Source organism: Streptomyces sp. NPDC026589 (assembly GCF_040638385.1).
Lineage (GTDB): Bacteria > Actinomycetota > Actinomycetes > Streptomycetales > Streptomycetaceae > Streptomyces.
Map to the genome: position 1 here is coordinate 1 of NZ_JBEZYG010000023.1, position 21,657 is coordinate 21,657.

Below are 21,657 nucleotides of genomic sequence, written 5' to 3' on the forward strand. Positions count from 1 at the left end.
CTTCTCGCTGGACTGACAGGAGGAGATCTCCTGTCCGGGCCCGCCGCGCTGTCCGGGGGTGGCCGGTGTCGGATACCTGCCCGGGGCAGCCGCAGTAGGGTGCGCCGTGCGAGGCGGTCGCCGTCAGACACGACCGTCCCGGGCGACCGCTGCCGAACGTGCTGCCCCTGGGCGACCGCCGTCAGACGAGGACGACGCAGGAAGCCGCGGGAACCTCGACGGAGCCCGCGTGCCGCGGGACGCCCGTCTCGGCGTCCACGGCGAACCAGCTGACGTTCCCGGAGTGCTCGTTGGCCGCGTACAGCCACTGGCCGCTCGGGTCGAGGGTGAGGTCGCGCGGCCAACGGCCGCCGCAGCCGACGGTGGCCACCAGGGCCGCCTTCTCGCCGCTCTCGTCGAGGGTGAGCACGGAGATGCTGTCGTGGCCCCGGTTGGCGGTCCACAGGAAGCGCCCGTCGTGCGCGACGACCACCTCGGACGGGTAGGTGCGCGCCGCGTCGTCGGCCGCCTCGTGCTCGGGCAGCACCGGTGTCTCGCCGAGCACGTCGAGACGGCCCGCGGCCGCGTCCCAGCGGCACACGGTGAGGGTCGGTTCCAGCTCGCCCAGGACGTAGGCGAACGAGCCCGAGGGGTGGAAGGCCAGATGGCGCGGACCGGTGCCGGGGCGCACGGCGGTCTCGCTGTGCAGGCGCAGGACGCCGGTGGCGGGGTTCAGGGCGCAGACGCGTACCGAGTCGGTGCCGAGGTCCACGCTGACCACCCAGTTACCCGAGGGGTCGGCGAGCACCTGGTGGGCGTGCGGGGCTTCCTGGCGGCCGGTGTCCGGGCCGTTGCCCTCGTGCTGGAGCACCGAGGCCGCCGCTCCGAGCGAGCCGTCGGCGAGGACCGGCAGGGCGGTGACGCTACCGGAGGTGTAGTTGGCCGTGACCAGGTGGTTCGCGGCGAGCGCGAGGTGGGTGGGCGCATCGCCGTCGACGGCGCGGACGGGCCCCAGGAGCGCCGGCACCTCGCCGTCGAGGGCGAAGGCGGCGGCGACGCCCGGGGCGCTCTCTCCGACCGCGTACAGGACCGCGCCGCCCGGGCCGACCGTGAGGAACGAGGGGTCGGGCACGGCGTCCGTGGACCCCAGCACCGTCAGCGCGCCGGTGTCCCGGTCCACGGCGGCGGCGGTGATCCCGCGCCCGCCCGCCGAGGTGAACGACCCTATGAATGCCCGCCCGGCGCTGTTGCCGATCATCGCGCTACCCCTCTTCACCGTCGCCGCGATCTTCACGGCCGACGGTAGCAGGCACCCCGCCGCGGTCCAGACCAATGCGGCCGGAAGGACTCGGCCGGCGCCGGCCCGCGGCCCCGGTGGTCAGGCCGGTTCGGGGGCCACGGCCGGCGCCCGGCCGCCACGGCCCTGGAGCGGTGCCGCCAGCGCGGCTAGTGCGCGCTCCAGGCCGTGCAGGTGGGCCAGGGCCGGGTCGGCGGCGGCCCCGGGCAGCTCGGGCAGGTGGAAGCCGCGGGAGCCTTCGGGCGCGGTCAGCGCCTCGACGGCCATCTCGACGCGGGAGCACGCGGCGGACAGCCGTGCGTCGTGCGAGGCGTCCGGGTCGGCGGCGATCGAGGCCAGGCCCCGGACCTCGGTCACGCAGTCGTCCAGCAGCGCGATCACCTGGCGGGCTCGCGCCTTGCGGGCCGGCAGCGGGCTCAGGGGGTGCACCAGCGGCGCGAGCGAGAGCCGGACCCGGCCGAGCAGCACCTCCAGTTCGGCGACGCGGGGGCCGGGGTCGGCGACCGTCGAGCCGGCGAGCCGGTCGGCGGCCTCCGCCGTGCAGGCGTGGACGCACCGCAGGGCCTTCTGGATCCACGCGTCGGTGATGGCGTGGGTGGTGACGGGGAGGACCAGCAGCACGGCGAGGACCGCGCCGAGGGAGCCGACGGCGGTCTCCGCGACGCGCAGCCAGAGCAGGGCGGCGTCCAGGACTCCCAGCGCCCCGTAGAGCATGCTGGCCATCACCGTCACGAAGAACATCATCCAGCTGTACGAGACCGCCGCCGTGTAGAAGATGCCGAAGACGCTGACCGCGACGATGGCGGCGGTCGGGGCTCCCGCGCCGTCGAGCGGGATGGCCACGGCGAAGCCGGCGACGATCCCGATCACGGTGCCCAGGACCCGCCGGAATCCCCGTACGAGCGTCTCTCCGCGCGACGTGGTGTTCACGAAGACCCACCAGGTGGCTCCCACGGCCCAGTACCACCGCTGGTCGGACAGAATCTGCCCCAGGCCCAGCGCGAAGGCCCCGCCCAGGGTGGCCTGGACGGCCTGCCGGGTGGTGATGCGCAGCGGGCCCGGGCCCTCCGGGGGAGCGGGAGCGGCCGCGACGGGCAGCCGCCGCTCGTAGCACCACAGGCCGAAGCGCACGGCGGACGAGGCCCCCAGGGACAGCAGCACGGCGACGTACAGCTCGGGAAGCTGACCGGGCACGGTGTGCAGGAACTGGGCGGCGAACAGCATCATGAACGCGAAGACGCCCAGCGCGTGCCCGCGTGGCCCCCAGCGCCGGGCGTACACGCCCGCCCCCATCACGGCGAGGAAGATCAGGTCGCGGGCGACCGGCTGGTCGTGCAGCACGGCGGCGACGGCGAGGACGGGCAGGCCGACGACGGGGAGCAGGACGGTGGTGACCGCCTGACCGCGCACCGTCGGGTCGGTCACGGTGAACAGGGCGAGCAGCGCCGCGAGGCCGCCCGTGATGGCCGCCACGAGCGAGTGCCCGGCGAGGCCGCACAGCGCGACCGCGAGGCTGATGCCGAGAACCCCACGGCCGGCGAAGCGCAGCCGCACCCGCCCCGGGTCCGGCGCCACGAACACCCTCTTCAGCACACTTCCGCCCCTTCCGCGTCTCCGCAGGACTCGCATGAAAAAGGCGCCGCGGAAGTCCGCAGCGCCATCGATGGATCCATTGCAGCATCTATCGGGCTCTTGGATCAAACGGGGAGGAGAACCTTGCACCAATGGCCCAGCAGATCGCGTGAACGTTCGGCCACCGGCGTACCAACGGACCACCCGGGGCGGGCACCACCGCACGCGCGGCGGACGAACGCACCGGACGGCCTGGCTCCGGTTCGGGGGGAACGGGGGGATGAGTACGCGTACTCATCCCCCGGACGGGACGGGCGGCACACCATGCCGCCATGGACATGGACCTGCACGCGGACGGGGCCCGGGAGGAACGCGAACCACGGAGCGGAGGGGCGAACCTCCTGGTGTTCCTGGCTCTGCTGCCGCTCGACGCGCTCGTCGGCGGCTACGCCTGGCTCGTGGTCGGCATCGGCGGCTGGGCCGCCGCGCACAACGGTGCGGAAGCCGCCGTTCCGGCAACGGAGCTGTTGGTGAGCGGCGGCGTGCTGGCGGCTGTGGGGCCGGCGCTGTGCTGGGGACGGTACTGGGGCGCCGCCGTGGCCCAGTTCGTCCTGACGGCCGTACTGATGGCCTGGCTGCTGTCGTTCTACGGGTGAGGCGCTGTCGTACCGCCCCGGCGGCGCGGGGCCCTCGCCCTGGGTACAGTCGGGGCCGCACCGGACGGCTCGGAAGGAGATCTGCGGATCATGGCGGTGGACGCTCTCGACACCCGGATCCTGCGCCTGCTGATCGAGCAGCCGCGTACCAGCGTCCGGGAGTACGCGCGCATCCTCGGCGTGGCCCGCGGCACGCTGCAGGCCCGGCTCGACCGGCTGGAGCGCGACGGTGTGATCACCGGTACCGGGCCGACCCTCTCCCCCGCCGCGCTCGGCCATCCCGTGCTCGCCTTCGTGCACCTGGAGGTCACGCAGGGGCATCTGGTCGAGGTGGGCGACGCCCTGGCGGCCGTGCCCGAGATCATCGAGGCGTTCTCGACGACGGGCGGGGGCGATCTGCTGACCCGCGTCGTCGCCCGGGACGCCGGGCATCTGGAAGACGTGATCCAACGGCTGATCCAGCTCCCGGGGGTCGTCAGGACCCGGACCGATGTGGCGCTCCGCGAGCGGGTGGCGCACCGGATGCTGCCGCTGGTCGAATCCGTGGGACGCGCGGCGGGCGGCCGGGACCGGCCGGGCCCCGCACCCGGCCGGGGGTGACCGGACCCGCCACTGGGGACTGCGGCATGCTGGGGCCATGACGTCCCGCCCCGTGACCGCGCCCGGCCCGCACGTGATCTTCGATCTCGACGGGACGCTGGTGGACAGCGAGCCGAACTACTTCGAGGCGGGGCGCCGGCTGCTCGCCCGGTACGGGGTGCGGGACTTCGACTGGGAGGCCCACACCCGGTTCATCGGCATCGGCACCCGGGAGACGCTGACGGTCCTGCGCGCGGAGTACGGGATCGACGCCCCGGTCGAGGAGTTGCTCGCCGGGAAGAACGCCCTGTATCTGGAGCTGGCCGGGGCGTCGACGGAGGTCTTCCCACAGATGCGGGTCTTCGTGGAGCGCCTGCACGCGGCCGGGGTGCCGATGGCTGTGGCCTCCGGTTCGTCCCGGGCCGCGATCGGGGCGGTCCTCGCGGTGACCGGGCTCGACGCGTACATCCCGCTGTACGTCTCCGCCGAGGAGGTCGCGCACGGCAAGCCCGAGCCGGACGTGTTCCTGGAGACGGCCCGACGGATGGGGGCGGAGCCGGCGGACTGCGTGGTGCTGGAGGACGCCCCTCCCGGAGCGGCGGCCGCGTACGCGGCGGGCATGCGGTGCTTCGCCGTCCCCTATGTGCCGGGGACGGCGTCCGACCCGGCGTTCGGGACCGCCGAACTGCTTTTCAGGGGCGGGCAGTCCGCGTTCACGGCCGATGCCGCGTACCGTCGGCTGCTCGACTGAACCGGGGCCCGGCGGGCGCTCCCGGCGCCGGGGCGGGCGCGGAGGAGTACCGGGCCGTCAGCAGAGCCCGGCGAAAGGCCCGTCGGGGCATCGGGACCCCGCCGGACCGATATCCTGATCATGTCGTTCGCCGCTCCGCCCCGGGCTCCGCCGGAGACCGGGAACCACGGGGCCCGGCAGCCGGAGCGGGCCGCCATTCGAGATAGGTGTACAGGTGCTGGTAGCTGGTCGGTACCGATTGGTATCCCCCATCGGTCGTGGCGGCATGGGCGAGGTGTGGCGTGCCACGGACGAGGTGCTGGGACGCGCCGTGGCCGTGAAGCTGCTGCTGGGGGACCAGGCGGACGCCTCGTCGACCGCCCGCTTCCGGCTGGAGGCGCAGACCGCCGCCCGGTTGAGCCATCCGCACCTGGTGGCCGTGTTCGACTTCGGGGCCTGGGAGGACCGGTTCTTCCTCGTGATGGAGCTGGTCGAGGGGCAGAGCCTCGGGGACCTGCTGGCCGCCCAGGAGCGGGTCCATCCCGAACAGGTCGCCCTGATCGCGGGTCAGGCTGCCGCCGGGCTGGCCGCCGCGCACCGCCAGGGCATCGTCCACCGTGACATCAAGCCGGGCAACCTGATGCTGGACGCGGACGGTTCGGTGAAGATCGGCGACTTCGGGATCGCCCAGTTCGTCGACGACCCCTCGACCGCGCTGACGACGGCCGGCCATATCGTCGGCACGAGCCTCTACCTGGCCCCCGAGCGGGCGCTGGGACGTACCGCCGACTCCGCGTCCGACATGTACTCCCTGGGCTGCGTCGTCTATCAACTGCTGCTCGGGCAGCCGCCGTTCCGCTCCGACACGGCGACCGCGACGCTGTACCAGCATGTCGATACCCCGCCGGTCCCGCTGCGGCAGCGGGGCGTGGAGATCTCCGCCGCCTTCGACTCGTATCTCCTCGGGCTGCTGGCCAAGCAACCGGAGGAGCGGCCCACCGCGCAGCAGGTCTCCGACTGGTTCCGCACCGACGCCTGGCGCGGCCGGCCGGAGCCCCTCCCCTTGCAGACGCCCACGTCCCACCGGGCGACCGCCCCCATGGCCCCGAAGCCCTCCCCCGCCGGGCCGCCGGCGCCGGTCGGCCCGACGACGTACCGGCTTCCGGGGCCCACGGGGCGAAGACGGCAGGCGTCGGCCCGATCGGCTCCGGCTCGTCGTCGCAGTACCCGTGAGGCGATACGGCGTCGGCCCAGGGTGGCCAGTGTCATCGCGGGCACGGCGACGTTCCTGGCCGCCGTGTATCTCGGAATGATCCTTTTCTCCCCGGACTCCAGCTCGGCCGGAACACCGGATCAGAGTCCGTCCTCGGGCCCCTCGCAGGACGTCGGCGACGGCAGCGGGCAGCAGCAGGACCGACAAGGCGGGCAGAACCCGCAGGGCCAACAGGACCAGCAGGACGGTGGTCGGCAGGGCGGGGACGACGAGCAGGACGACTGAGTCCCGCCCGCTCCCGCTCCTCCTCACCCGCCGGGGCCCCGATCGTGCCGGCCCCGCCCGCCGTCACCAGCGGTCGTGGACCTCTGCGCGGATCGACCGGTCGTACAGGTCCCGCACCGCGTCCAGCGTGGACTGCGGCAGCGGCGGCAGGGCGGCTGCCGCCGCGTTGGCGCGGGCCTGTTCCACCGAGCGTGCGCCGGGGATCACGCTGGTCACGCCCGGTTGCTGGATGATCCAGCGCAGCGCGGTCTGCGCGGGGGTGGCGCCCTCGGGGGCCAGTTCGGCGAACTCGGCGGCCGCGGCGACGCCCGTCGCGTAGTCGATGCCGGAGAACGTCTCGCCCCGGTCGAACGCTTCGCCGTGCCGGTTGTACGTACGGTGGTCCTCGGGGCCGAAGACCGTGTCCTGGGTGTACGTGCCGGAGAGCAGGCCCGAGGCGAGCGGCACCCGGGCGATGATGCCGACGCCCGCAGCTGCCGCCGCCGGGAGCACCTCGTCCAGCGGCTTGAGGCGGAACGGGTTGAGGATGATCTGCACGCTCGCGACGCCGGGACGCGCGATGGCGGTGAGCGCCTCGGCGCAGGTCTCGACGCTCACGGCGTAGGCGGCGATCCGCTGCTCGGCGACCAGGGTGTCCAGGGCGTCGTAGACGGCGTCGGAGGAGTAGACGCCGCTGGGCGGGCAGTGCAGTTGTACGAGGTCGAGCGTGTCGGTCCCAAGGTTGGCGCGGGAACGGTCGTTCCAGGTACGGAAGTTGTCCAGGACGTAGTTCTCAGCGACCTGGTCGGCGCGGCGGCCCATCTTGGTGGCGACGAGGACGTGGGCGTCGGGGCGGTTCTTGAGGTAGCGGCCGATGAGCTGTTCGCTGCGGCCGTCCCCGTACACGTCCGCGGTGTCGAAGAAGGTGACGCCGGATACGACGGCCGTGTCGAGGACTCCGAACGCGTCGTCCTCCGCGACCTCGCCCCAGTCGCCCCCGAGCTGCCAGGTGCTCTGTCCGACGACCGAGACGTCACGGCCGGTCCTGCCAAGTGTGCGCTGTTCCATGAGGATCACACTATTCCGCTCGCGGGCCGGGGGTGGGTGGACGGCGGCAGGAGCACCTCTGCCGCCGTCCACGTTTCGGGGCCCGCCCCGGGGCGGGCCGGTGATCAGTCGGTCGTCACCCGGATGTAGTCGATGACCATCTGCTGCGGGAACCGTGTGCTGGCGTCGGGGTCGCCCGGCCAGTAGCCGCCGACCGCGAGGTTCACGATGAGGAAGAACGGCTTGTTGAACACCCACTGGTTGCCGCCCAGGTCGGCCGGGGTGCGGCGCTGGAAGACCTGACCGTCGACGGACCAGGTGATGGAGTCGGGCGCCCAGTCGAGGGCGAAGGTGTGGAAGTCGTCGGCGAACGCCTGCCCGTTCGGCAGCGTGTACGCGGCTCCGATGCCACCGGAACCGGAGTATCCCGGTCCGTGCAGGGTGCCGTGGACGGTGCCGGGTTCGAAACCGACGTTCTCCATCACGTCGATCTCGCCGCTGTTCGGCCAGCCGACGTTGCCGAAGTCGTCGCCCAGCATCCAGAACGCGGGCCAGATGCCCTGGCCGCGCGGGATCTTGACGCGGGCCTCGACGTGACCGTAGGCGGCGGCGAACCTGCCGGAGGTGTTGAGCCGGGACGAGGTGTACTCGCAGGTTCCGTACCAGCACTGGTAGCTGCCCGGGTTCTCCTTCCGGGCGGTGATCACGAGGTTGCCCCGGCCGTCGAGCGCGGCGTTGTCGTTGCCCGGGGTGTAGTACTGCCGCTCGTGGTTGTCGACGTTGTCGCCGGTCTCGGTCTGCCACTTGCCGCCGTCCACGGCGGCGCCGGCCGGTCCGTCGAACTGGTCCTCGAAGGCGACGGCCCGCGCCCCGGGTCCGGAGGCCGGGGAGCCGGCGGCCGGTGCGGCGGACGCCCCGCCGGGGAGTGCGGTCAGGATGGCGGAACAGCAGAGCAGCGAGGCGGCGCAGAGGGCGACGCGGCGGCGGCGGGAAACGCTGCGCGCCGTGGGGTGCGTGGGGTGCACGGTCATCACATCACTTCACGTGGGGGGCATGTGCATGACAGATCGGCGCCGAGAGATGAACGGTTGGGGCGATCACCTCGGGCACATACTTCACTACTTGATTTAAGGGAGTGCCGCAGGAGCCGTCAATAACCCGGTCCGGACCGGAAGGGGAACGGCATGCCCCATGGGCATATGCGTCTGAAGGCGGCCGGCTCATCGTGCGGTTCGTGCCGGGCAGCCGCAGAGTGGAAACACGGGCCGGTGCGACGGGCCGGGGCACGAAGGGAGCACGACGTGGAGAACGACGGCACACCGCGGCCCCACTTCGTCGTGCAGATCCATGACGCGCGACGCCTGCACTTCGATTTCCGGCTGGAGGTCGAGGGCGTACTGAAGTCCTGGGCTGTGCCGCGCGGGCCGTCGGAGAACCCCAGCGACCGCCGGCTCGCCGTGCCGACGGAGGATCACGCGTTGGAGTACCGCGAGTTCGAAGGGGTGATCCCCCACGGCGAGTCCGGCAGCGGCACGGTCATCGTCTGGGACCAGGGCACCTACCGGCCGCTCGGGCACGACGGGCAGGGCGACTCCGTCCCCTTCTCCGAGTCCCTGGCGCTCGGCCATGCGACGTTCTGGCTGTACGGGTCGAAACTGCACGGCGAGTTCGCGCTGACCCGCATCCGGAAGGGCGACGAGCCGGACAGCGGCGGCCACGAGGCGTGGCTGCTGATCAAGGCGAACGACCGCTTGGCCGTTCGCGGCAGGCCCGGTTCCCCCGACCCGTACCACGCCAGGTCCGCCCGTACGGGGCGGACGCTGCACCAGGTCGCCGCGGCGGCGTCCCGGAGGGCCGGAGGCTGACCGCACGCCCCGGGTGACGCCCGGGCGCCCCGTCAGGCCCCCGCGCCGGAGATCTCGGCGAGCACGTCCGTGTAGAGCGGCCGCCGGTCGGGCCGGGCGTGGGCCGCCGTCCGGCGCAGGACCGGGACCGCCACGTCGCCGAAGCCGACGAGCGCGTCCCGGGCCGCTCTCCGGACCCCCGGCCTCGTGTGGTCGAGGAGCCGGGCGAGGTCGGGCAGCGCGGGCTTCCAGCCGGCGCGGCCGAGCGTCCGCGCCGCCATGCGCACCACGTCGGGCGAGGGGTCGGACAGCAGGAGCGCGGTGAGCCGGGCATGGGTGTCCGGGTCGAACAGGGCGCGCGAGGTCCGGTGTGCGTGGAGGCGTACTCCGGCGGTCGGGTGGCTCAGCAACTCCTCGATCCACGCGCGCAGTTCCGGGTCCGGACCGGCTCCGGGCGCGGGTCCGCGCTCCTCGACGAGGCGGGTGAGGGCCTGGCGGGTCCGCTCGGGCGTTCCCGTACGGGCGAGGTCGAGCAGCTCCGGCAGCGACGGAGGGCCCGCCGGGGCGGCCGTCGGGCTCCGGAACGGGGTGCGCAGAGCGTCGAGCGCGACGACGTCCTCGTGTGCGGCCCCGGGTGTGCGCAACGGGCCGTCGACGAGGACGAGCGCGTCGGCCAGGGCATCACGGCCTTCGGCACGCAGCCGACGCCCGGCCCCGGTCAGCACGGGGGTCCGGAGCAGCGGCCGCCCGATCAGCAGGTCGAGCAGCCCGAGGTCGCCCGCCTCGACGCGCGGTGCCAGGTGGTGGGCGAGGACGTCCGCGGGAACGTTGCGCAGCGTGGTGCGGGCCGCCTCGTGCACAGCGGGCGGACCGTGTTCCCACCACCCGACGACCAGCGGGACGAGCGGGGGCAGCTCGTCCTCGGGCAGCCGCGCCGCCCAGCGCAACGCCCGCTCGGGCAACACCCCTCGGGAGGTCAGTTCCACGACGGCGGGATGCCGGCCGCAGCCCTCTGCGGGGTGGGCCCCGGCGTGGCCCTCCGGGTGCGCGAGGAGATCCAGGGCGGCGGTGTCGGGAAGCACGTCGATCCGGCCGCGCAGATAGGCCCGCAGCACGGCGCGCGCCACACCCGGCTCCGGCCGGTCGAGCAGGGCCCGCGCGGCGGCGGTCCGGCGCTCCGGCCGCTTCGCGTCCAGCATGGCCAGCAGCCGGGTCCGCTGGGCGGCCGACCGGGGCTGGTCGAGATCGTCCGCCCGCACCGGGCGCGACGAGGCGCCGGAGGCCGTGCGCGCCGCCCTGGTCTCGGCGATGGTCCATTCGGGTGCGTCGATCGGCTGGAGCTCGGTCATCCAGTCGACGAGCCGCCCGCGCGCATCGGGCGCGGCCTTCGGGTACGCCTCGACGAGCGCGGAGAGCAGTTCTCGGGACTCGGTCGCGGCAGGAGCACGCCCGACACTGTCCGCACCTGCGGCACTCCGGGGCCGGACACCGGCGGAGACATCGCGTCCCCGGAACTCCGCCAGTGCTTCGGGCGTCCGTACCGACTCGGCCAACTCGGCGCGCCAGGAAGCTGATATGTCGACGTACGCCGGTTCATCCGGTACGCCGAACGCCTCCCGGAGCACGGCGGGCGCGGCGCTCCAGGGGTCGGCGCCGAGGTGGGCGGTGTCCAGGGCCCGGTCGAGATCGGCGCGGACGAGCACCGCGCCCAGCTGTCGGAGCAGCGTGAGGGCGGAGGCGGCGGTTCCGGGCCGGGGCAGGCTGTCCGGGCCGGCGGGCGGCAGGGCGCGAAGTCCTTCGACGACGGTGAAACGCCGGCCGGCGGACAGGTGCGGTGCGACGGCGTGCAGGACCTCGATCAGGTCGGTCAGCTCTCCGGCCGACCATGCCTCCGGCCTCGCGGCTGCGGCCCGGGGAGGCCGGCCCGCCGCTCCCCCGCAGGTGGCGGCGTCGAACGCGTCGGTCACCGTATCGGCGTGCCGGGCGAGCACCGTCACCTCGTCGGCGGACCACGGCCCCGGGCACAGGCGCAGGGCGCACCGCAGGAGGCGGCCGCGGAGCCCGGCCTCGACGGTGCTGTCGGCCAGGCCGAGCCAGTGGCCCAACAGGGCGCGGGCCGCCGGGCGTTCGTGGGCGGCAACGGTCTCCGGGGGCGTGGTCCGCCGGGCGACGCTCAGGGCGGTCGCCGGGTCCCAGCCGGAGCGCAGCAGAGCCGCCACCTCGGGGCCGGCCCCGTCCGGGGGCCCGCCCGGGGCGGACGGCGGCGTCGGCACACCGTGCCGGGCCAGTGGCTCCGCGAGGTCCTGGACGGAGCCGGCGGCGAGCCGCACCCCGCCGTCGGCGACGAGCGCCAGCAGGGCGGGGACGACCGGCGATCCCCCCACGTCGAGGGCGAGCACGGCGCGGGCGGTCACCTCGTGGTCGAGGGCGCGGAGCAGGAGGCGGCGGCTGCGCTCGTCGCGAGCCGCTTCGGCGGCGGCGAGGAGGGTCGCGGCGTAGGCGTGGCCCACGACGGTGCGCAGCGCCCGTGTCAGCGCGGACCGCAGCCCCGGGTTGTCGTCGCGGCCGAGCGCCCGCAGGAGATGCGGGACGGCGGCGGGCGCGCCCGCTTCGACGAGGGTGGCCGCCGCGGTCTTCCTGATGTTCATGTTCGGGTGGTGGAGACAGCCGGCGACCGCCTCGGCCGCCCAGCGTGCCCGTGCCGCGCCCAGCGCCGACAGGGCCGCGCGCACGGTGCGGATGTCGGGGTCGCGGGTGAGCGGGACGAGGGTCGCGGACAGGGCCCGCGCGTCCTGGCCCGAGGCGTCGTGGGCCAGCAGGGCGATGACGTGCTTGCGCACGTGCGGGTCGCGGTCGCGCAGCAGACGGTGCACCCGGGCCCGGGTGGACGGGGTCGCGGGGACCTGGAGCAACGCCTTGAGCAGCACCGCCCGTTCGCCGCCGGTGAGCCCGGGCCGCTCCAGCAGGCCGAGCACCGTGGCGGTGAGGTACGCGTGACCCGCTCCGGTCTCGTCCGGTGCGTCGAGCAGACAGACGGGCCTGATCCGCCGCCGCCTCCACAACCGGCTCCCGTGGGCGCGCATCGCGTCCAGCACCTCGGGCGGCAGCTCCGGTTCGCCGTCCGGGCGGGCCGGTCCCGCGGTTGCGAAGCCGGGGCCCGGGGTGACCGTCCCCGGCCGGAGTCGGCCGGCGGCGAGGTCGCGCACGATGCGCAGGAGCAGGTCAGCGAGGGGGACACCCTCCAGGGGCACGGTTCCCGTACCGGCGTGTGCCGCGATCCGACAGAAGGCCCCCACGGGGTCGTCCACGTCCACACGAGCGCGCAGGACGGCCAGTTCCCGCTCGTCGGGGGCTCCGAGATCGGCCTCGACGGCGCGCGGGAGGTCCTGGGGGGCGAGCCGGGCGAGCAGCTCCTGCCGCTGCCCGGGCCGGCGGGTGAGGTGCCACAGGAGTGCCAGCGGCCGGTCGCGTACGGGGCGCAGTTCGGGTGCGACCGGGAGGCGTGGTGGGCCGTCGGTGGCCGTGGGCGGTCCGTCCGCCGGGCCGCCGATGCCGAACGCGCGGGCCAGCGCCGATCGCGTACGGTCGCCGCCGATGGCCTCCAAGGCGTCCAGGGCGGCGGACGGGGCCGTGGGAAGCAGGGCCAGCACCGCTTCCTCGGCGGCCGCCGGCCGCAGGACGCGGATCGCGGCGAGGAACGGGCGCGGGGCTCGGGCCGCCGGGAGGAGTCGCGTGACGGCCTCGCCGATGGGGACGTCCGCGGCCCCCTGCCGCGACAGGGCGATGAGCAGCTCCAGGCGGCGTGGCCAGTCCGGGGCGGTGGGCGGAGCGTCGGTGAGGGCGTCGAACAGCGGGCGACGGGAGGTGTAGAGGACCGTGGCGAGGTCCTCCGCCGGAAGCGTGTGGTCGGCCAGGGCCAGGGAGAGGAGCGGGCCGACGTGCGGGTCCGCCGGGAAGTGGCCACGCCGGTGCAGTGCCCGCAGACAGGTCAGCACGGGCCCGGCGAGCAGGAGGGGGTCCGTCGCGGCCAGGGCCACCAGGCGGCCGACATCGGCGCGTCCCGCCCGTTCGCCCAGGAGTTCCACGGCCTGCCCGCGCAGGGCCGGAGCCTCGGCCGGATCCTCCGCCGTGCTCCACAGCACCGTGGGGTGATCGTGCCGGGCCGCGGCGAGGAGAGCGGCGGCCGCGAGCGCGGCCGACGCCCCGTCGCGGCCTGCGGACCGGCCGTCCAGGGCCCTCGTCGAGCGAGTCAGCGGTTGTGCGTCCACGGGGGTGACCGCAGCCCAGGGCTCGGCGAGTTCGCGCAGCACATCGGTGACGACGTAGGGGTCGGGCGAGTCGAGCAGCCGCACCAGCCGGCCGCGTACGAACGCCGGTGCGAGCAGTCCGGCGTGCAGCCCGTCGCGGGCCAGTCGCAGCGCCTCGGTCCCCAGGACCGGGTCCCCGGTGTCGACGAGTTCGGCCACCAGCCGGTCGGGGCGGCGCGCCCCGGCGGCTTCGCTCTCCCGCACGGCCCGGTAGAGGAGTTCGCCCGTCGGTTCCGTGCGGAGGACGGTCGGATCGCCGAGGATCTCCGCCCGCAGCCAGGCGATCCGTACCCGGGCGGGCAGCGCGACCGCACGCCAGTCGGGCAGCCGGGGCCGCGGCTTCCGCGCCGCGAGCCGGGTGTGGATCCCCGCGAGCAGAAGGGACTCCTCGGGCAACGCCCCGGGGGAATCCGGCAACAGGCGGGCCACCAGGGCAAGATGACCTGCTCCGGCCGCGTCTTCTTCCCCGCCCCCGGAGTCCGGGATGCCCGGGATATCCGTACGTTCGGTGAGGAGAGTGAGGCCGAGGTGCCTTATCCGGGGCGCGGGGTGCCGGACCATCCGGCCGAGCAGCTCCGGCGGGCAGGTGCGGGCGTCGAGGCGCCGGGCGAGGCGAGCGGCGTCGGCGCGGTCGAGGGCGTCGATGATCGTTTCGTCCGGCGCAGTGGTCACCGACGGAGCGTAGACGGCCTGGTCACCCGGCCGCCCGAGGTTTTCCGACGCCTGGTTCCGCGTCGGCCCGTCCTGATCGATGATGTTGCCCTGGGCCGCCGCCCTGGCAGGAGCAACGGCCCGTGGGACGAAAGGGGTGGTGATGCGCGAACTGCCGCCGGACCCGACGACGGACGCACGGGAGACTCCCCGTACGGGAGCCCCGCGGGAGACTCCCCGTACGGAAGACGCGCGGGAGGCGTCCCGTACGGGAGAGGACGCCCAGGCGATCGTGGTGAGGGCGGGGCCGGCCGGCTCCTCGGCCGCGTATCACCTGGCGCGGGCCGGAGTGGACGTGATCCTCCTGGAGAAGGCCCGCATCCCCCGGGAGAAGGTGTGCGGTGACGGTCTCACCCCGCGCGCGGTGCACCAGCTCATCCGGATGGGCGTCGACATCACCGCACGGGGCTGGACGCGTGTCCGCGGTATGCGCTGAGTGGCCGGGGAGCACCGCATGCATATCGACTGGCCCGCGCTGGGTCGCTATCCGGACGTCGGGTCTCCCGCAGCCGGCACGACTTCGACGACATCCTGGCCCGGCACGCCGTGGCGGCCGGGGCCCGGCTGTACAGCGGCTGGAAGGCGGAGCGCCCGCTGACGGACCGGGCGGGCCGGGTCACGGGGGTCGCCGCGTCCTCGGATTCCCCGGGCGTACCGGAGCCGGTCGATTTCCGCGCGCCGGTCGTCATCGCCGCCGACGGGGCCTCCGCCCGCCTCGCCCTGGCACTGGGGCTGGAGCGGGACCCCCGGCGTTCCGCCTCGTCCCGGCCCCGAGGCCGAGGCCGGGGCCCGCGCGGCAGAGGGCCCATAAGCGCTGACGGGGCGGTGGGCGAAGGACGGGCGACGCGGACCCGCGACGGGGCCGGACGTCCGGGCTGTCTCAGGTGGCGATCCCAGCGGCGGTGGCTGTCTCAGGTGGCCGTCCCAGCGACAGTGACTGTCTCAGGTGGCGATCCCAGCGACAGTGGCAGCCTCCTGGAGCACGTCGACCAGCATGGGCATGGTCAGCCGGCCCGTGAAGGTGTTGCGCTGGCTGGGGTGGTAGCTGCCCAGCAGATGCAGCTCCTGTCGACGCCCGGTGGCGGGCAGCACGACCCGGGCGCCATGACCGAAGGCGGGGCGCGGACGTGGAACCTCCCACCCCGCCTCCGCGAGGGCCGGAAGCAGCGCCTGCCAGCCGAAGCCGCCGAGGACGACCACCGCGGTCAGCCCCGGACTCAGCAGGTCCAGCTCCGCCGCGAGCCAGGGACGACAGGTGTCGCGTTCTTCGGGCGTCGGCCGGTTCTCCGGAGGCGCGCAGTGCACGGGCGAGGTCAGTCGCACGCCACGCAGACGGAGCCCGTCCTCGGCGTGGACCGAGGACGGCTGCGAGGCGAGGCCCACCGTGTGCAGCGCGGAGAAGAGGAAGTCGCCGGTCGCGTCACCGGTGAACATCCGCCCGGTCCTGTTGCCGCCATGGGCCGCGGGCGCCAGCCCCACCACCGCCACCTTGGCATCCGTCGGGCCGAAGCCCGGCACCGGTCGCGCCCAGTAGTCCTGGTCCCGGAAGGCGGCGCGTTTGACCCCGCCGACCTCCTCCCGCCAGGCCACGAGCCGCGGACAGGCCCGGCAGTGGGGGACGAGGACGTCCAGCTCGGCGAGCCCGGTGCACGCGGGCGCGTGCCGCGCCGGGAATCCCCGGTCGTCGGCCGCCGCCACCGGGTCCGCCGCCTCGTCCATGCCTCCAAGCTACTTCCCGGCCCGCCCCGGTGCCGTCGGGGGATGCAGCAGCCGGGCGAGCAGGTCGTCCAGGCTCACCAGCCCGGTGAGCCCGCCCGCCCCGTCGCGTACGACGGCGATCGTGGCCCGCCGCTCGCGCAACTGCTCCACGGCGTGTGCCGCGGTCGCGTCGGGGGCCAGCTCCGGTACGGGACGGGCCAGGTCGCGGGCGAGGACGTCCCGGCCTCCGGCGCGGGCCACAAGGGCGTCCCGGGCGTGCACCGATCCGAGGATCTCCTCCCCGTCGCGTACCAGCAGGCGGGTGCGGTCGGCCTCGGCGGCGGTGGCCAGGATCCGGTCGAGCCCGGCGTCCGCCGGAACCGTCGCGATCCGCTCCACGGGGGTCCGGAGCGCGGAGACCGGGGTCCCCGGCTCGGTCAGAGACCTGGTCATCAGTCCGGAGTCGCCCTTGCTGATCAGCCCGAGGCGCTCGGACTCCTCGATCAGGTGGGTGAGCTGGTCGCGGTTGTGCACTGAGGCGAGTTCGTCGCGCGGGGTGACCCGGCACAGCCGCACGAGGGCGTTGCTGATCGCGTTCAGCACGCGGATCAGCGGGCGTACGGCGCCCACGACGGCGCGGAAGGCGGGGCTCAGCAGCATCGCGGAGCGCTCCGGGTGGGCGATGGCCCAGGATTTCGGGGCCATTTCGCCGATCACCATGTGCAGGAAGACGACGACGGTCATCGCCAGTGCGAAGGCGATGCCGTAGCTGAGGGCCGCGGGCAGTCCGAGCCGCTCCAGCAGCGGGTCCAGCTCGTGGGAGATCGCCGGCTTGGACACGGAGCCCAGGCCCAGGGTGCAGATGGTGATGCCGAGCTGGGCTCCGGCGAGCATCAGCGACAGCTCGCGCATCCCGTCGAGCGCGGCCTTGGCCCCGCGCTGCCCCCGGGCGGCGGCCTGTTCCATGCGGTGTCGCTTGGAGGCGACCAGGGCGAATTCGGCGGCGACGAAGAATCCGCTGCCGATCAGGAGGAGGACCGTCACGAAGAGAGCCATGGGGAAGCTCATGCCTGCGGCTCCTGTTCGGTGGGTCCGGTGGGTCCGGTGGGTCCGGTGGGTTCCACACGTTCAGTGGGTTCGGTGGGTTCGGTGGGTTCGATGCGGACGTACTCGGCGACGTGCCGGTCGAGGGTGCGCACCTCGATGCGGATCGCGCCGGCGGTGAGGCGGTCGCCCACGGTGGGAAAGCGTCCGAGCCGGTCGATGATCAGCCCGGCCAGAGTGTCGTAGTCCTCGCTCTCCTGGGGCAGTGCGACGCCGGTGGCCTCCTCGATCTCGTCGAGGCGGCGGCCCGCGTCCACGATCCAGCCGGAGCCGTCGGCGACCGCGAGTTCGACGACGGTGTCGGACTCGTCGGCGATGTCCCCGACGAGCTCCTCGGCGATGTCCTCGTACGTGACGATCCCGGCCAGGCCACCGTGCTCGTCGAGGACGACGGCGAACTCGTCGTCGCGCTCGCGCATCTGCGCGACCGCCGCCGGGAGCCTGAGGAGCTCCGGCAGCAGGAGGGGGCGGCGGGCCAGGGCGCCGACGGTGGTGCGCCCGACGTCGGCCGCGGGCAGCCGCATCAGCTCCCGCACACCGAGGACTCCGGCGGGGTCGTCCGGGTGGTCGCCGAGCACCGGGTAGTTGGAGTGCCCGTGCCGGGCGATCAGCTCGACCGCCTCGGCCGCGAGGGCGTCCCGGCGGACGAACGCCACGTCGGCGCGCGGGATCATCACCTCGCCCAGGTTCCGCTCGGAGAACTCCAGCGCGTGGTCCATGAGCTCGGCCGTGGCGGCCGGGAGTTCGCCCTGTTCGCGGGATTCACCGATGAGGTGACCCAGCTCCTCCAGGGTCGCGCCGTGGTGGAGCTCCTCGACCGGTTCGATGCCGATGCGGCGCAGCAGCCGGTTGGCGACGCCGTCGAAGACGTGGACCACGGGGCCGACGATCCGCAGGTAGATCAGGGTGGAGGAGGCGAGGGACTTCGCCATGCTCTCGGGCACGGCCAGAGCGAGGTTCTTGGGGGCGAGTTCGCCGAGGACCATCTGGATGACGGTCGCCACCACGAACGACAGCGCCACGGAGATGCCCGAGACGAGGCCGTCGGAGAGGCCGGTGCCGCTCAGGGCGGGCCGCAGGAGGGCGGAGACGGACGGTTCCGCGAGGAAGCCGACGACGAGTCCCGTGACGGTGATGCCGAGCTGCGCGCCGGACAGCATGAAGGAGAGCCGCTCCAGCACCTTCACGGCGCGGGCGGCTCTCTTGTCCCCGGCGGCCGCCTCCCGGCCGAGGGTCAGCCGGTCCGCGGAGACGTACGCGAACTCCTGGGCCACGAAGTAGCCGGTCCCGGCGGTGAGGACGAACACGGCCAGCAGACCGAGCAGGGCGGAGGTCATCGGTCACCCGCCCCGCGCGGGAGGCGGCGGGCGGCCCTGCCCGGGGCCGCGGGTCGGTGACTGTGGGGGTCGGGCCCTGAGGGGCCCGGACTGGCGGACAACGCGTGGCTCCTGTCCGGCTGGGTTCTCCAGCCATGGGTTCGAGTGGGACGCACTCCGGCGGGAGGTGAGCACCCGGGCATGATTCTGCATGCCGGGCGGGTGAGGAACCGCCGTCGACGGGGCCCGCGTTCCGCGGCTGATGAACTCTACAGCCCTGTAGCGACAGGCGTCGGGGCGCTCTTCGCGACTCCGGACCGGGTGCCCGCCCGAGGGGCGGGCTACAGCGGTGTCGCCGCCTCCAGGACGAGGAACAGTGCGACGGCCGCGTTCAGCGCGGACAGCGCGGAGACGGTCGTCCCGGCCGCGGCGACGAGCGCGGCGACACCCGCCGGGGTGAGGGCGGGGGGCCAGCCCCCGTCCGGCGGTACCGGGCCCAGGAGCGCCGCCACCCGTCGCGGTACGGGCCCCGCCGCGGCGAAGGCGGCGAAGGCCGCGCCGCCGGGCACCGGGCGGGAGACGAGCGCCGCCTTGCCGACCGCGCGTGCGGTCAGCCGGCGGTCGCCGGTGACCCGGGCCGCTTCCTCGTCCGCCCAGCGCTCCGTGCTGTAGACCAGGGCCCCGAGCAGCGGCCACAGCAGCGGATTGACGCAGCCGGCCAGCCGGGTCGCGAGCAGCAGCCGGTGGTGGCGTCCCGCCAGATGGGCGCGTTCATGGGCGAACAGCGCCCGGTGCTCGGCCGGTTCGAGGGAGGCGAGCAGCGCCGTGGAGACCATCACCCGCCCCGGGGAGCCGGGGAGCGCGTAGGCGTACGGGACGTCGTCCGGCAGCACAGCGACATCGCCGCCCGGCAGGCCCGCGAGCGTCCGGTGGGCCCGCGCCCGGAAGCGGTAGTGGCGGTGGACGGTGACCGCGCAGGCCGCCGTCACGACGACGAGCGCGAGGATGGACGCCTTGCCCGCGAACGCGTCGTGCGGCACGGCCTCGCGGACCTCGGCGTCGGACCAGCCGTCGGGCAGCGGGTTGCCGGGCAGCTGGGCCGTGCCCACCACCACCAGCAGTCCCAGACACACCAGGGAGCAGGAGGCGAGGATCACGGCGACCGTGGTCAGCAGCCGGGCGGCCCTGCGGGGGTGCAGGTGCTGTTCGACCAGGCGTGCGATCGGCAACGCGGTCAGGGGCAGCACGAGAGGCAGGTAGACGAAGACGCCCATCGTCAGCGCTCCGGCCGGTCCGGGGGCGTTCCGGTGTCGTCGGAACCGCTCTCGGCGAGCAGGGCCCGCAGCAAGTCCTCGTCGTGCGAGGAGAGGACGGAGACGAAGCTGGAGAGCACCGCGTCCCGGTCGCTCTGCTTGTCGAGGAGCCGGCGCATCCGCAGGGCGGCGAGCCCCGCCTCGTTCGCCACGGGCTCCCACAGGACGGGGCGGCCCCGTCCGGTGCGTGTGACCGCCTGTTTGGCGTGCAGACGCGTCAGGATCGTGATGACGGTGCTGTACGACAGGCCCGCGCCGAGCCGTTCCAGCACCCAAGCGGCGGTCACCGGCTCGCTCGCCCCGCCCAGCACCGACAGCACCTGGGCCTCCAGCTCGCCCTGGCCACGCCTGCGGGCGGGCGATTCCCGCTCGCCACCGGCTCCTTCGGCGTCCACGGCCCGACCCCTCTCTCCGTCCGTCCGCCCGGTTTGTCCGTTCGGCCGCCCTGCTGCGGCGTCTCGCCTGCCGGGCGTCGGGAAATCGTATCCAGCCGGCGGAGGCACCGGCGACCGGCCGGGGCGGACCGAACACTGCCTGGCGCCAGAAATCTACAGTGCTGTAGATTTTTCTCGTAGTCGCAGAGTGTCCGCGCCGTCACCCGTGGCGTGGCCGCCACCACGTGAACACCCGTCACCGCACAAAGAACAAAAGAACACCCGTCACCGCACAAGGGAGAACATCATGGGCGTGAGCCTCGCCAAGGGCGGAAACGTCTCGCTGAGCAAGGAGGCCCCGGGGCTGACCGCGATCCTCGTCGGTCTCGGCTGGGACGTCCGCACGACCACCGGCACCGACTACGACCTGGACGCGAGCGCGCTGCTCTGCGACGAGGCGGGCAAGGTGCTGTCCAACGAGCACTTCGTCTTCTACAACAACCTCAGGAGCCCCGACGGGTCGGTCGAGCACACCGGCGACAACCTCACCGGTGAGGGCGAGGGCGATGACGAGATCGTCAAGGTCGACCTCGCCTCGGTGCCCGCGACCGTCGCGAAGATCGTGTTCCCGGTCTCGATCCACGACGCGGCGAGCCGGGGGCAGAGCTTCGGCCAGGTGCGCAACGCGTACATCCGGGTGGTGAACCAGGCGGGCGGCGCGGAGATCGCCCGCTACGACCTGAGCGAGGATGCCTCCACCGAGACCGCGATGGTCTTCGGCGAGCTGTACCGGCACGGCGCCGAGTGGAAGTTCCGTGCGGTCGGGCAGGGTTACGCCTCCGGCCTCAGCGGCATCGTCGCCGACTTCGGCGTCAGCCTCTGAGCCGTCGGGATCCTCGGCGCGCACGCCCCCTACCGTAGGCACTCCAGTCCCCAGTCACCGAAGGCGGAACGATGACGATCAACCTCACCAAGGGCCAGCAGGTCAGCCTCACCAAGTCCGGCGGCGGCGAGCTCGGTGTCGTACGGATGGGACTGGGCTGGAAGTCCGCTCCCCGTAAGGGATTCCTGGCGCGGCTGACCGCCCGCGAGATCGACCTGGACGCCTCGGCGGTGCTCTTCGCGGGCCAGGCCCCGCAGGACGTGGTCTTCTTCCAGCACCTGACCAGTGACGACGGTTCGGTCCAGCACACCGGGGACAACCGGGTCGGCGGAGCGGGCCAGGGCGGGGACGACGAGTCCATCGTCGTCGACCTGCGGCGTGTACCGGTCCATGTGGACCAGATCGTCTTCACGGTGAACTCCTTCACCGGCCAGACCTTCGAGGAGGTCGAGGCGGCCTTCTGCCGTCTGGTCGACGAGAGCAACGGCCAGGAGCTGGCCCGGTACACCCTGACCGGCGGCGGGCGGCACACCGCCCAGATCATGGCCAAGGTCCAGCGGTCCGGCTCGGGCTGGCAGATGACCGCGATCGGGGCGCCGGCGGACGGGCGGACCTTCCAGGACCTCATGCCCGCGGTCGCGCAGCACCTCTAGCCCCTCCGGAACCACCCTCCCGGAACACCCTTCCAGCACGCTTCGAACGCCTCACCGGACAGCCGCGGAGGTGCGCACGCGGCACGTGCGCGCCCCCGCGGTGCGGTGGGCGGAACA

17 protein-coding genes and 1 pseudogene are annotated in these 21,657 nt (G+C 73.9%); 8 read left to right on the top strand and 10 right to left on the bottom strand.

What is annotated here, in order from left to right:
- Positions 1-181: 181 nt before the first annotated feature.
- Positions 182-1,237: a lactonase family protein gene (locus AB0F29_RS31460; protein WP_361879198.1), complete on the bottom strand. Its 1,056-nt coding sequence runs from the start codon at positions 1,235-1,237 to the stop codon at positions 182-184.
- A 120-nt stretch (positions 1,238-1,357) separates the two neighbouring features.
- Entirely contained in the window at positions 1,358-2,869 is a 1,512-nt protein-coding gene (locus tag AB0F29_RS31465; RefSeq protein WP_361879201.1) for an FUSC family protein, read from the bottom strand.
- 311 nt (positions 2,870-3,180) lie between these two features.
- Between AB0F29_RS31465 and AB0F29_RS31470 the strand changes: the two genes are divergently transcribed.
- The 4 genes from AB0F29_RS31470 to AB0F29_RS31485 all read left to right on the top strand — a co-directional run bounded on the left by AB0F29_RS31470 (position 3,181) and on the right by AB0F29_RS31485 (position 6,311).
- Positions 3,181-3,504: a hypothetical protein gene (locus tag AB0F29_RS31470; RefSeq protein WP_361879204.1), complete on the top strand. Its 324-nt coding sequence runs from the start codon at positions 3,181-3,183 to the stop codon at positions 3,502-3,504.
- A gap of 90 nt (positions 3,505-3,594) precedes the next feature.
- On the top strand, positions 3,595-4,104 hold the full coding sequence (locus tag AB0F29_RS31475) for an Lrp/AsnC family transcriptional regulator (protein ID WP_361879207.1): 510 nt from the start codon (positions 3,595-3,597) through the stop codon (positions 4,102-4,104).
- Between the two features lie 37 nt (positions 4,105-4,141).
- Positions 4,142-4,834 carry an HAD-IA family hydrolase gene (locus tag AB0F29_RS31480; protein WP_361879210.1) on the top strand — a complete coding sequence of 231 codons (693 nt, stop codon included), beginning with the start codon at positions 4,142-4,144 and terminating at the stop codon, positions 4,832-4,834.
- 265 nt (positions 4,835-5,099) lie between these two features.
- Positions 5,100-6,311: a serine/threonine-protein kinase gene (locus AB0F29_RS31485; protein ID WP_361879213.1), complete on the top strand. Its 1,212-nt coding sequence runs from the start codon at positions 5,100-5,102 to the stop codon at positions 6,309-6,311.
- A gap of 63 nt (positions 6,312-6,374) precedes the next feature.
- Here AB0F29_RS31485 and AB0F29_RS31490 read toward each other — a convergent pair whose 3' ends face one another.
- Both AB0F29_RS31490 and AB0F29_RS31495 read right to left on the bottom strand, forming a co-directional pair.
- Positions 6,375-7,358, bottom strand: a complete 984-nt coding sequence (locus AB0F29_RS31490) for an aldo/keto reductase (protein WP_361879216.1) — start codon at positions 7,356-7,358, stop codon at positions 6,375-6,377.
- Positions 7,359-7,462: 104 nt separating this feature from the next.
- A complete protein-coding gene (locus tag AB0F29_RS31495) occupies positions 7,463-8,368 on the bottom strand; it encodes a glycoside hydrolase family 16 protein (protein ID WP_361879219.1) in 906 nt (301 codons plus the stop codon).
- Positions 8,369-8,638: 270 nt separating this feature from the next.
- Between AB0F29_RS31495 and AB0F29_RS31500 the strand changes: the two genes are divergently transcribed.
- The gene (locus tag AB0F29_RS31500) at positions 8,639-9,202 is read left to right on the top strand and encodes a DNA polymerase ligase N-terminal domain-containing protein (RefSeq protein WP_361879222.1); all 564 of its coding nucleotides are present in this window, start codon (positions 8,639-8,641) and stop codon (positions 9,200-9,202) included.
- A 32-nt stretch (positions 9,203-9,234) separates the two neighbouring features.
- Here the strand turns inward: AB0F29_RS31500 and AB0F29_RS31505 are convergent, their stop codons facing one another.
- Positions 9,235-14,160, bottom strand: a complete 4,926-nt coding sequence (locus tag AB0F29_RS31505; protein ID WP_361879225.1) for a HEAT repeat domain-containing protein — start codon at positions 14,158-14,160, stop codon at positions 9,235-9,237.
- A 142-nt stretch (positions 14,161-14,302) separates the two neighbouring features.
- On the opposite strand from AB0F29_RS31505, the pseudogene AB0F29_RS31510 reads away from it, so the two are divergent.
- Positions 14,303-14,952: pseudogene (locus AB0F29_RS31510) on the top strand (FAD-dependent monooxygenase); the annotation flags it as partial.
- 189 nt (positions 14,953-15,141) lie between these two features.
- Here the strand turns inward: AB0F29_RS31510 and AB0F29_RS31515 are convergent.
- The 5 genes from AB0F29_RS31515 to AB0F29_RS31535 form a co-directional block, all read right to left on the bottom strand.
- A complete protein-coding gene (locus tag AB0F29_RS31515) occupies positions 15,142-15,918 on the bottom strand; it encodes a uracil-DNA glycosylase (RefSeq protein WP_361879228.1) in 777 nt (258 codons plus the stop codon).
- Between the two features lie 9 nt (positions 15,919-15,927).
- Positions 15,928-16,965, bottom strand: a complete 1,038-nt coding sequence (locus tag AB0F29_RS31520) for a hemolysin family protein (RefSeq protein WP_361879231.1) — start codon at positions 16,963-16,965, stop codon at positions 15,928-15,930.
- Positions 16,962-18,338, bottom strand: a complete 1,377-nt coding sequence (locus AB0F29_RS31525; protein WP_361879234.1) for a hemolysin family protein — start codon at positions 18,336-18,338, stop codon at positions 16,962-16,964. The genes AB0F29_RS31520 and AB0F29_RS31525 overlap by 4 nt, the downstream gene beginning before the upstream one ends.
- Before the next feature lie 320 nt (positions 18,339-18,658).
- Positions 18,659-19,591, bottom strand: coding sequence for a M56 family metallopeptidase (locus tag AB0F29_RS31530; protein ID WP_361879237.1), 933 nt, complete (start codon positions 19,589-19,591; stop codon positions 18,659-18,661).
- 2 nt (positions 19,592-19,593) lie between these two features.
- Positions 19,594-20,025 (bottom strand): BlaI/MecI/CopY family transcriptional regulator, encoded by a 432-nt coding sequence (locus AB0F29_RS31535; protein WP_361879240.1) that lies wholly within the window; start codon positions 20,023-20,025, stop codon positions 19,594-19,596.
- Positions 20,026-20,311: 286 nt separating this feature from the next.
- On the opposite strand from AB0F29_RS31535, the gene AB0F29_RS31540 reads away from it, so the two are divergent.
- Together AB0F29_RS31540 and AB0F29_RS31545 are read left to right on the top strand one after the other, a co-directional pair.
- Positions 20,312-20,887: a TerD family protein gene (locus AB0F29_RS31540; protein ID WP_361879243.1), complete on the top strand. Its 576-nt coding sequence runs from the start codon at positions 20,312-20,314 to the stop codon at positions 20,885-20,887.
- A gap of 71 nt (positions 20,888-20,958) precedes the next feature.
- The gene (locus tag AB0F29_RS31545; protein WP_007451990.1) at positions 20,959-21,540 is read left to right on the top strand and encodes a TerD family protein; all 582 of its coding nucleotides are present in this window, start codon (positions 20,959-20,961) and stop codon (positions 21,538-21,540) included.
- Positions 21,541-21,657: the final 117 nt, after the last annotated feature.

Coding starts and splice junctions, on each gene's coding strand:
- AB0F29_RS31490 (WP_361879216.1), bottom strand. CDS start 7,358: ATGGAACAGCGCACACTTGGCAGGACCGGCCGTGACGTCTCGGTCGTC.
- AB0F29_RS31485 (WP_361879213.1), top strand. CDS start 5,100: ATGGGCGAGGTGTGGCGTGCCACGGACGAGGTGCTGGGACGCGCCGTG.
- AB0F29_RS31460 (WP_361879198.1), bottom strand. CDS start 1,237: ATGATCGGCAACAGCGCCGGGCGGGCATTCATAGGGTCGTTCACCTCG.
- AB0F29_RS31470 (WP_361879204.1), top strand. CDS start 3,181: ATGGACATGGACCTGCACGCGGACGGGGCCCGGGAGGAACGCGAACCA.
- AB0F29_RS31520 (WP_361879231.1), bottom strand. CDS start 16,965: ATGAGCTTCCCCATGGCTCTCTTCGTGACGGTCCTCCTCCTGATCGGC.
- AB0F29_RS31475 (WP_361879207.1), top strand. CDS start 3,595: ATGGCGGTGGACGCTCTCGACACCCGGATCCTGCGCCTGCTGATCGAG.
- AB0F29_RS31530 (WP_361879237.1), bottom strand. CDS start 19,591: ATGGGCGTCTTCGTCTACCTGCCTCTCGTGCTGCCCCTGACCGCGTTG.
- AB0F29_RS31495 (WP_361879219.1), bottom strand. CDS start 8,368: ATGACCGTGCACCCCACGCACCCCACGGCGCGCAGCGTTTCCCGCCGC.
- AB0F29_RS31545 (WP_007451990.1), top strand. CDS start 20,959: ATGACGATCAACCTCACCAAGGGCCAGCAGGTCAGCCTCACCAAGTCC.
- AB0F29_RS31540 (WP_361879243.1), top strand. CDS start 20,312: ATGGGCGTGAGCCTCGCCAAGGGCGGAAACGTCTCGCTGAGCAAGGAG.
- AB0F29_RS31515 (WP_361879228.1), bottom strand. CDS start 15,918: ATGGACGAGGCGGCGGACCCGGTGGCGGCGGCCGACGACCGGGGATTC.
- AB0F29_RS31480 (WP_361879210.1), top strand. CDS start 4,142: ATGACGTCCCGCCCCGTGACCGCGCCCGGCCCGCACGTGATCTTCGAT.
- AB0F29_RS31525 (WP_361879234.1), bottom strand. CDS start 18,338: ATGACCTCCGCCCTGCTCGGTCTGCTGGCCGTGTTCGTCCTCACCGCC.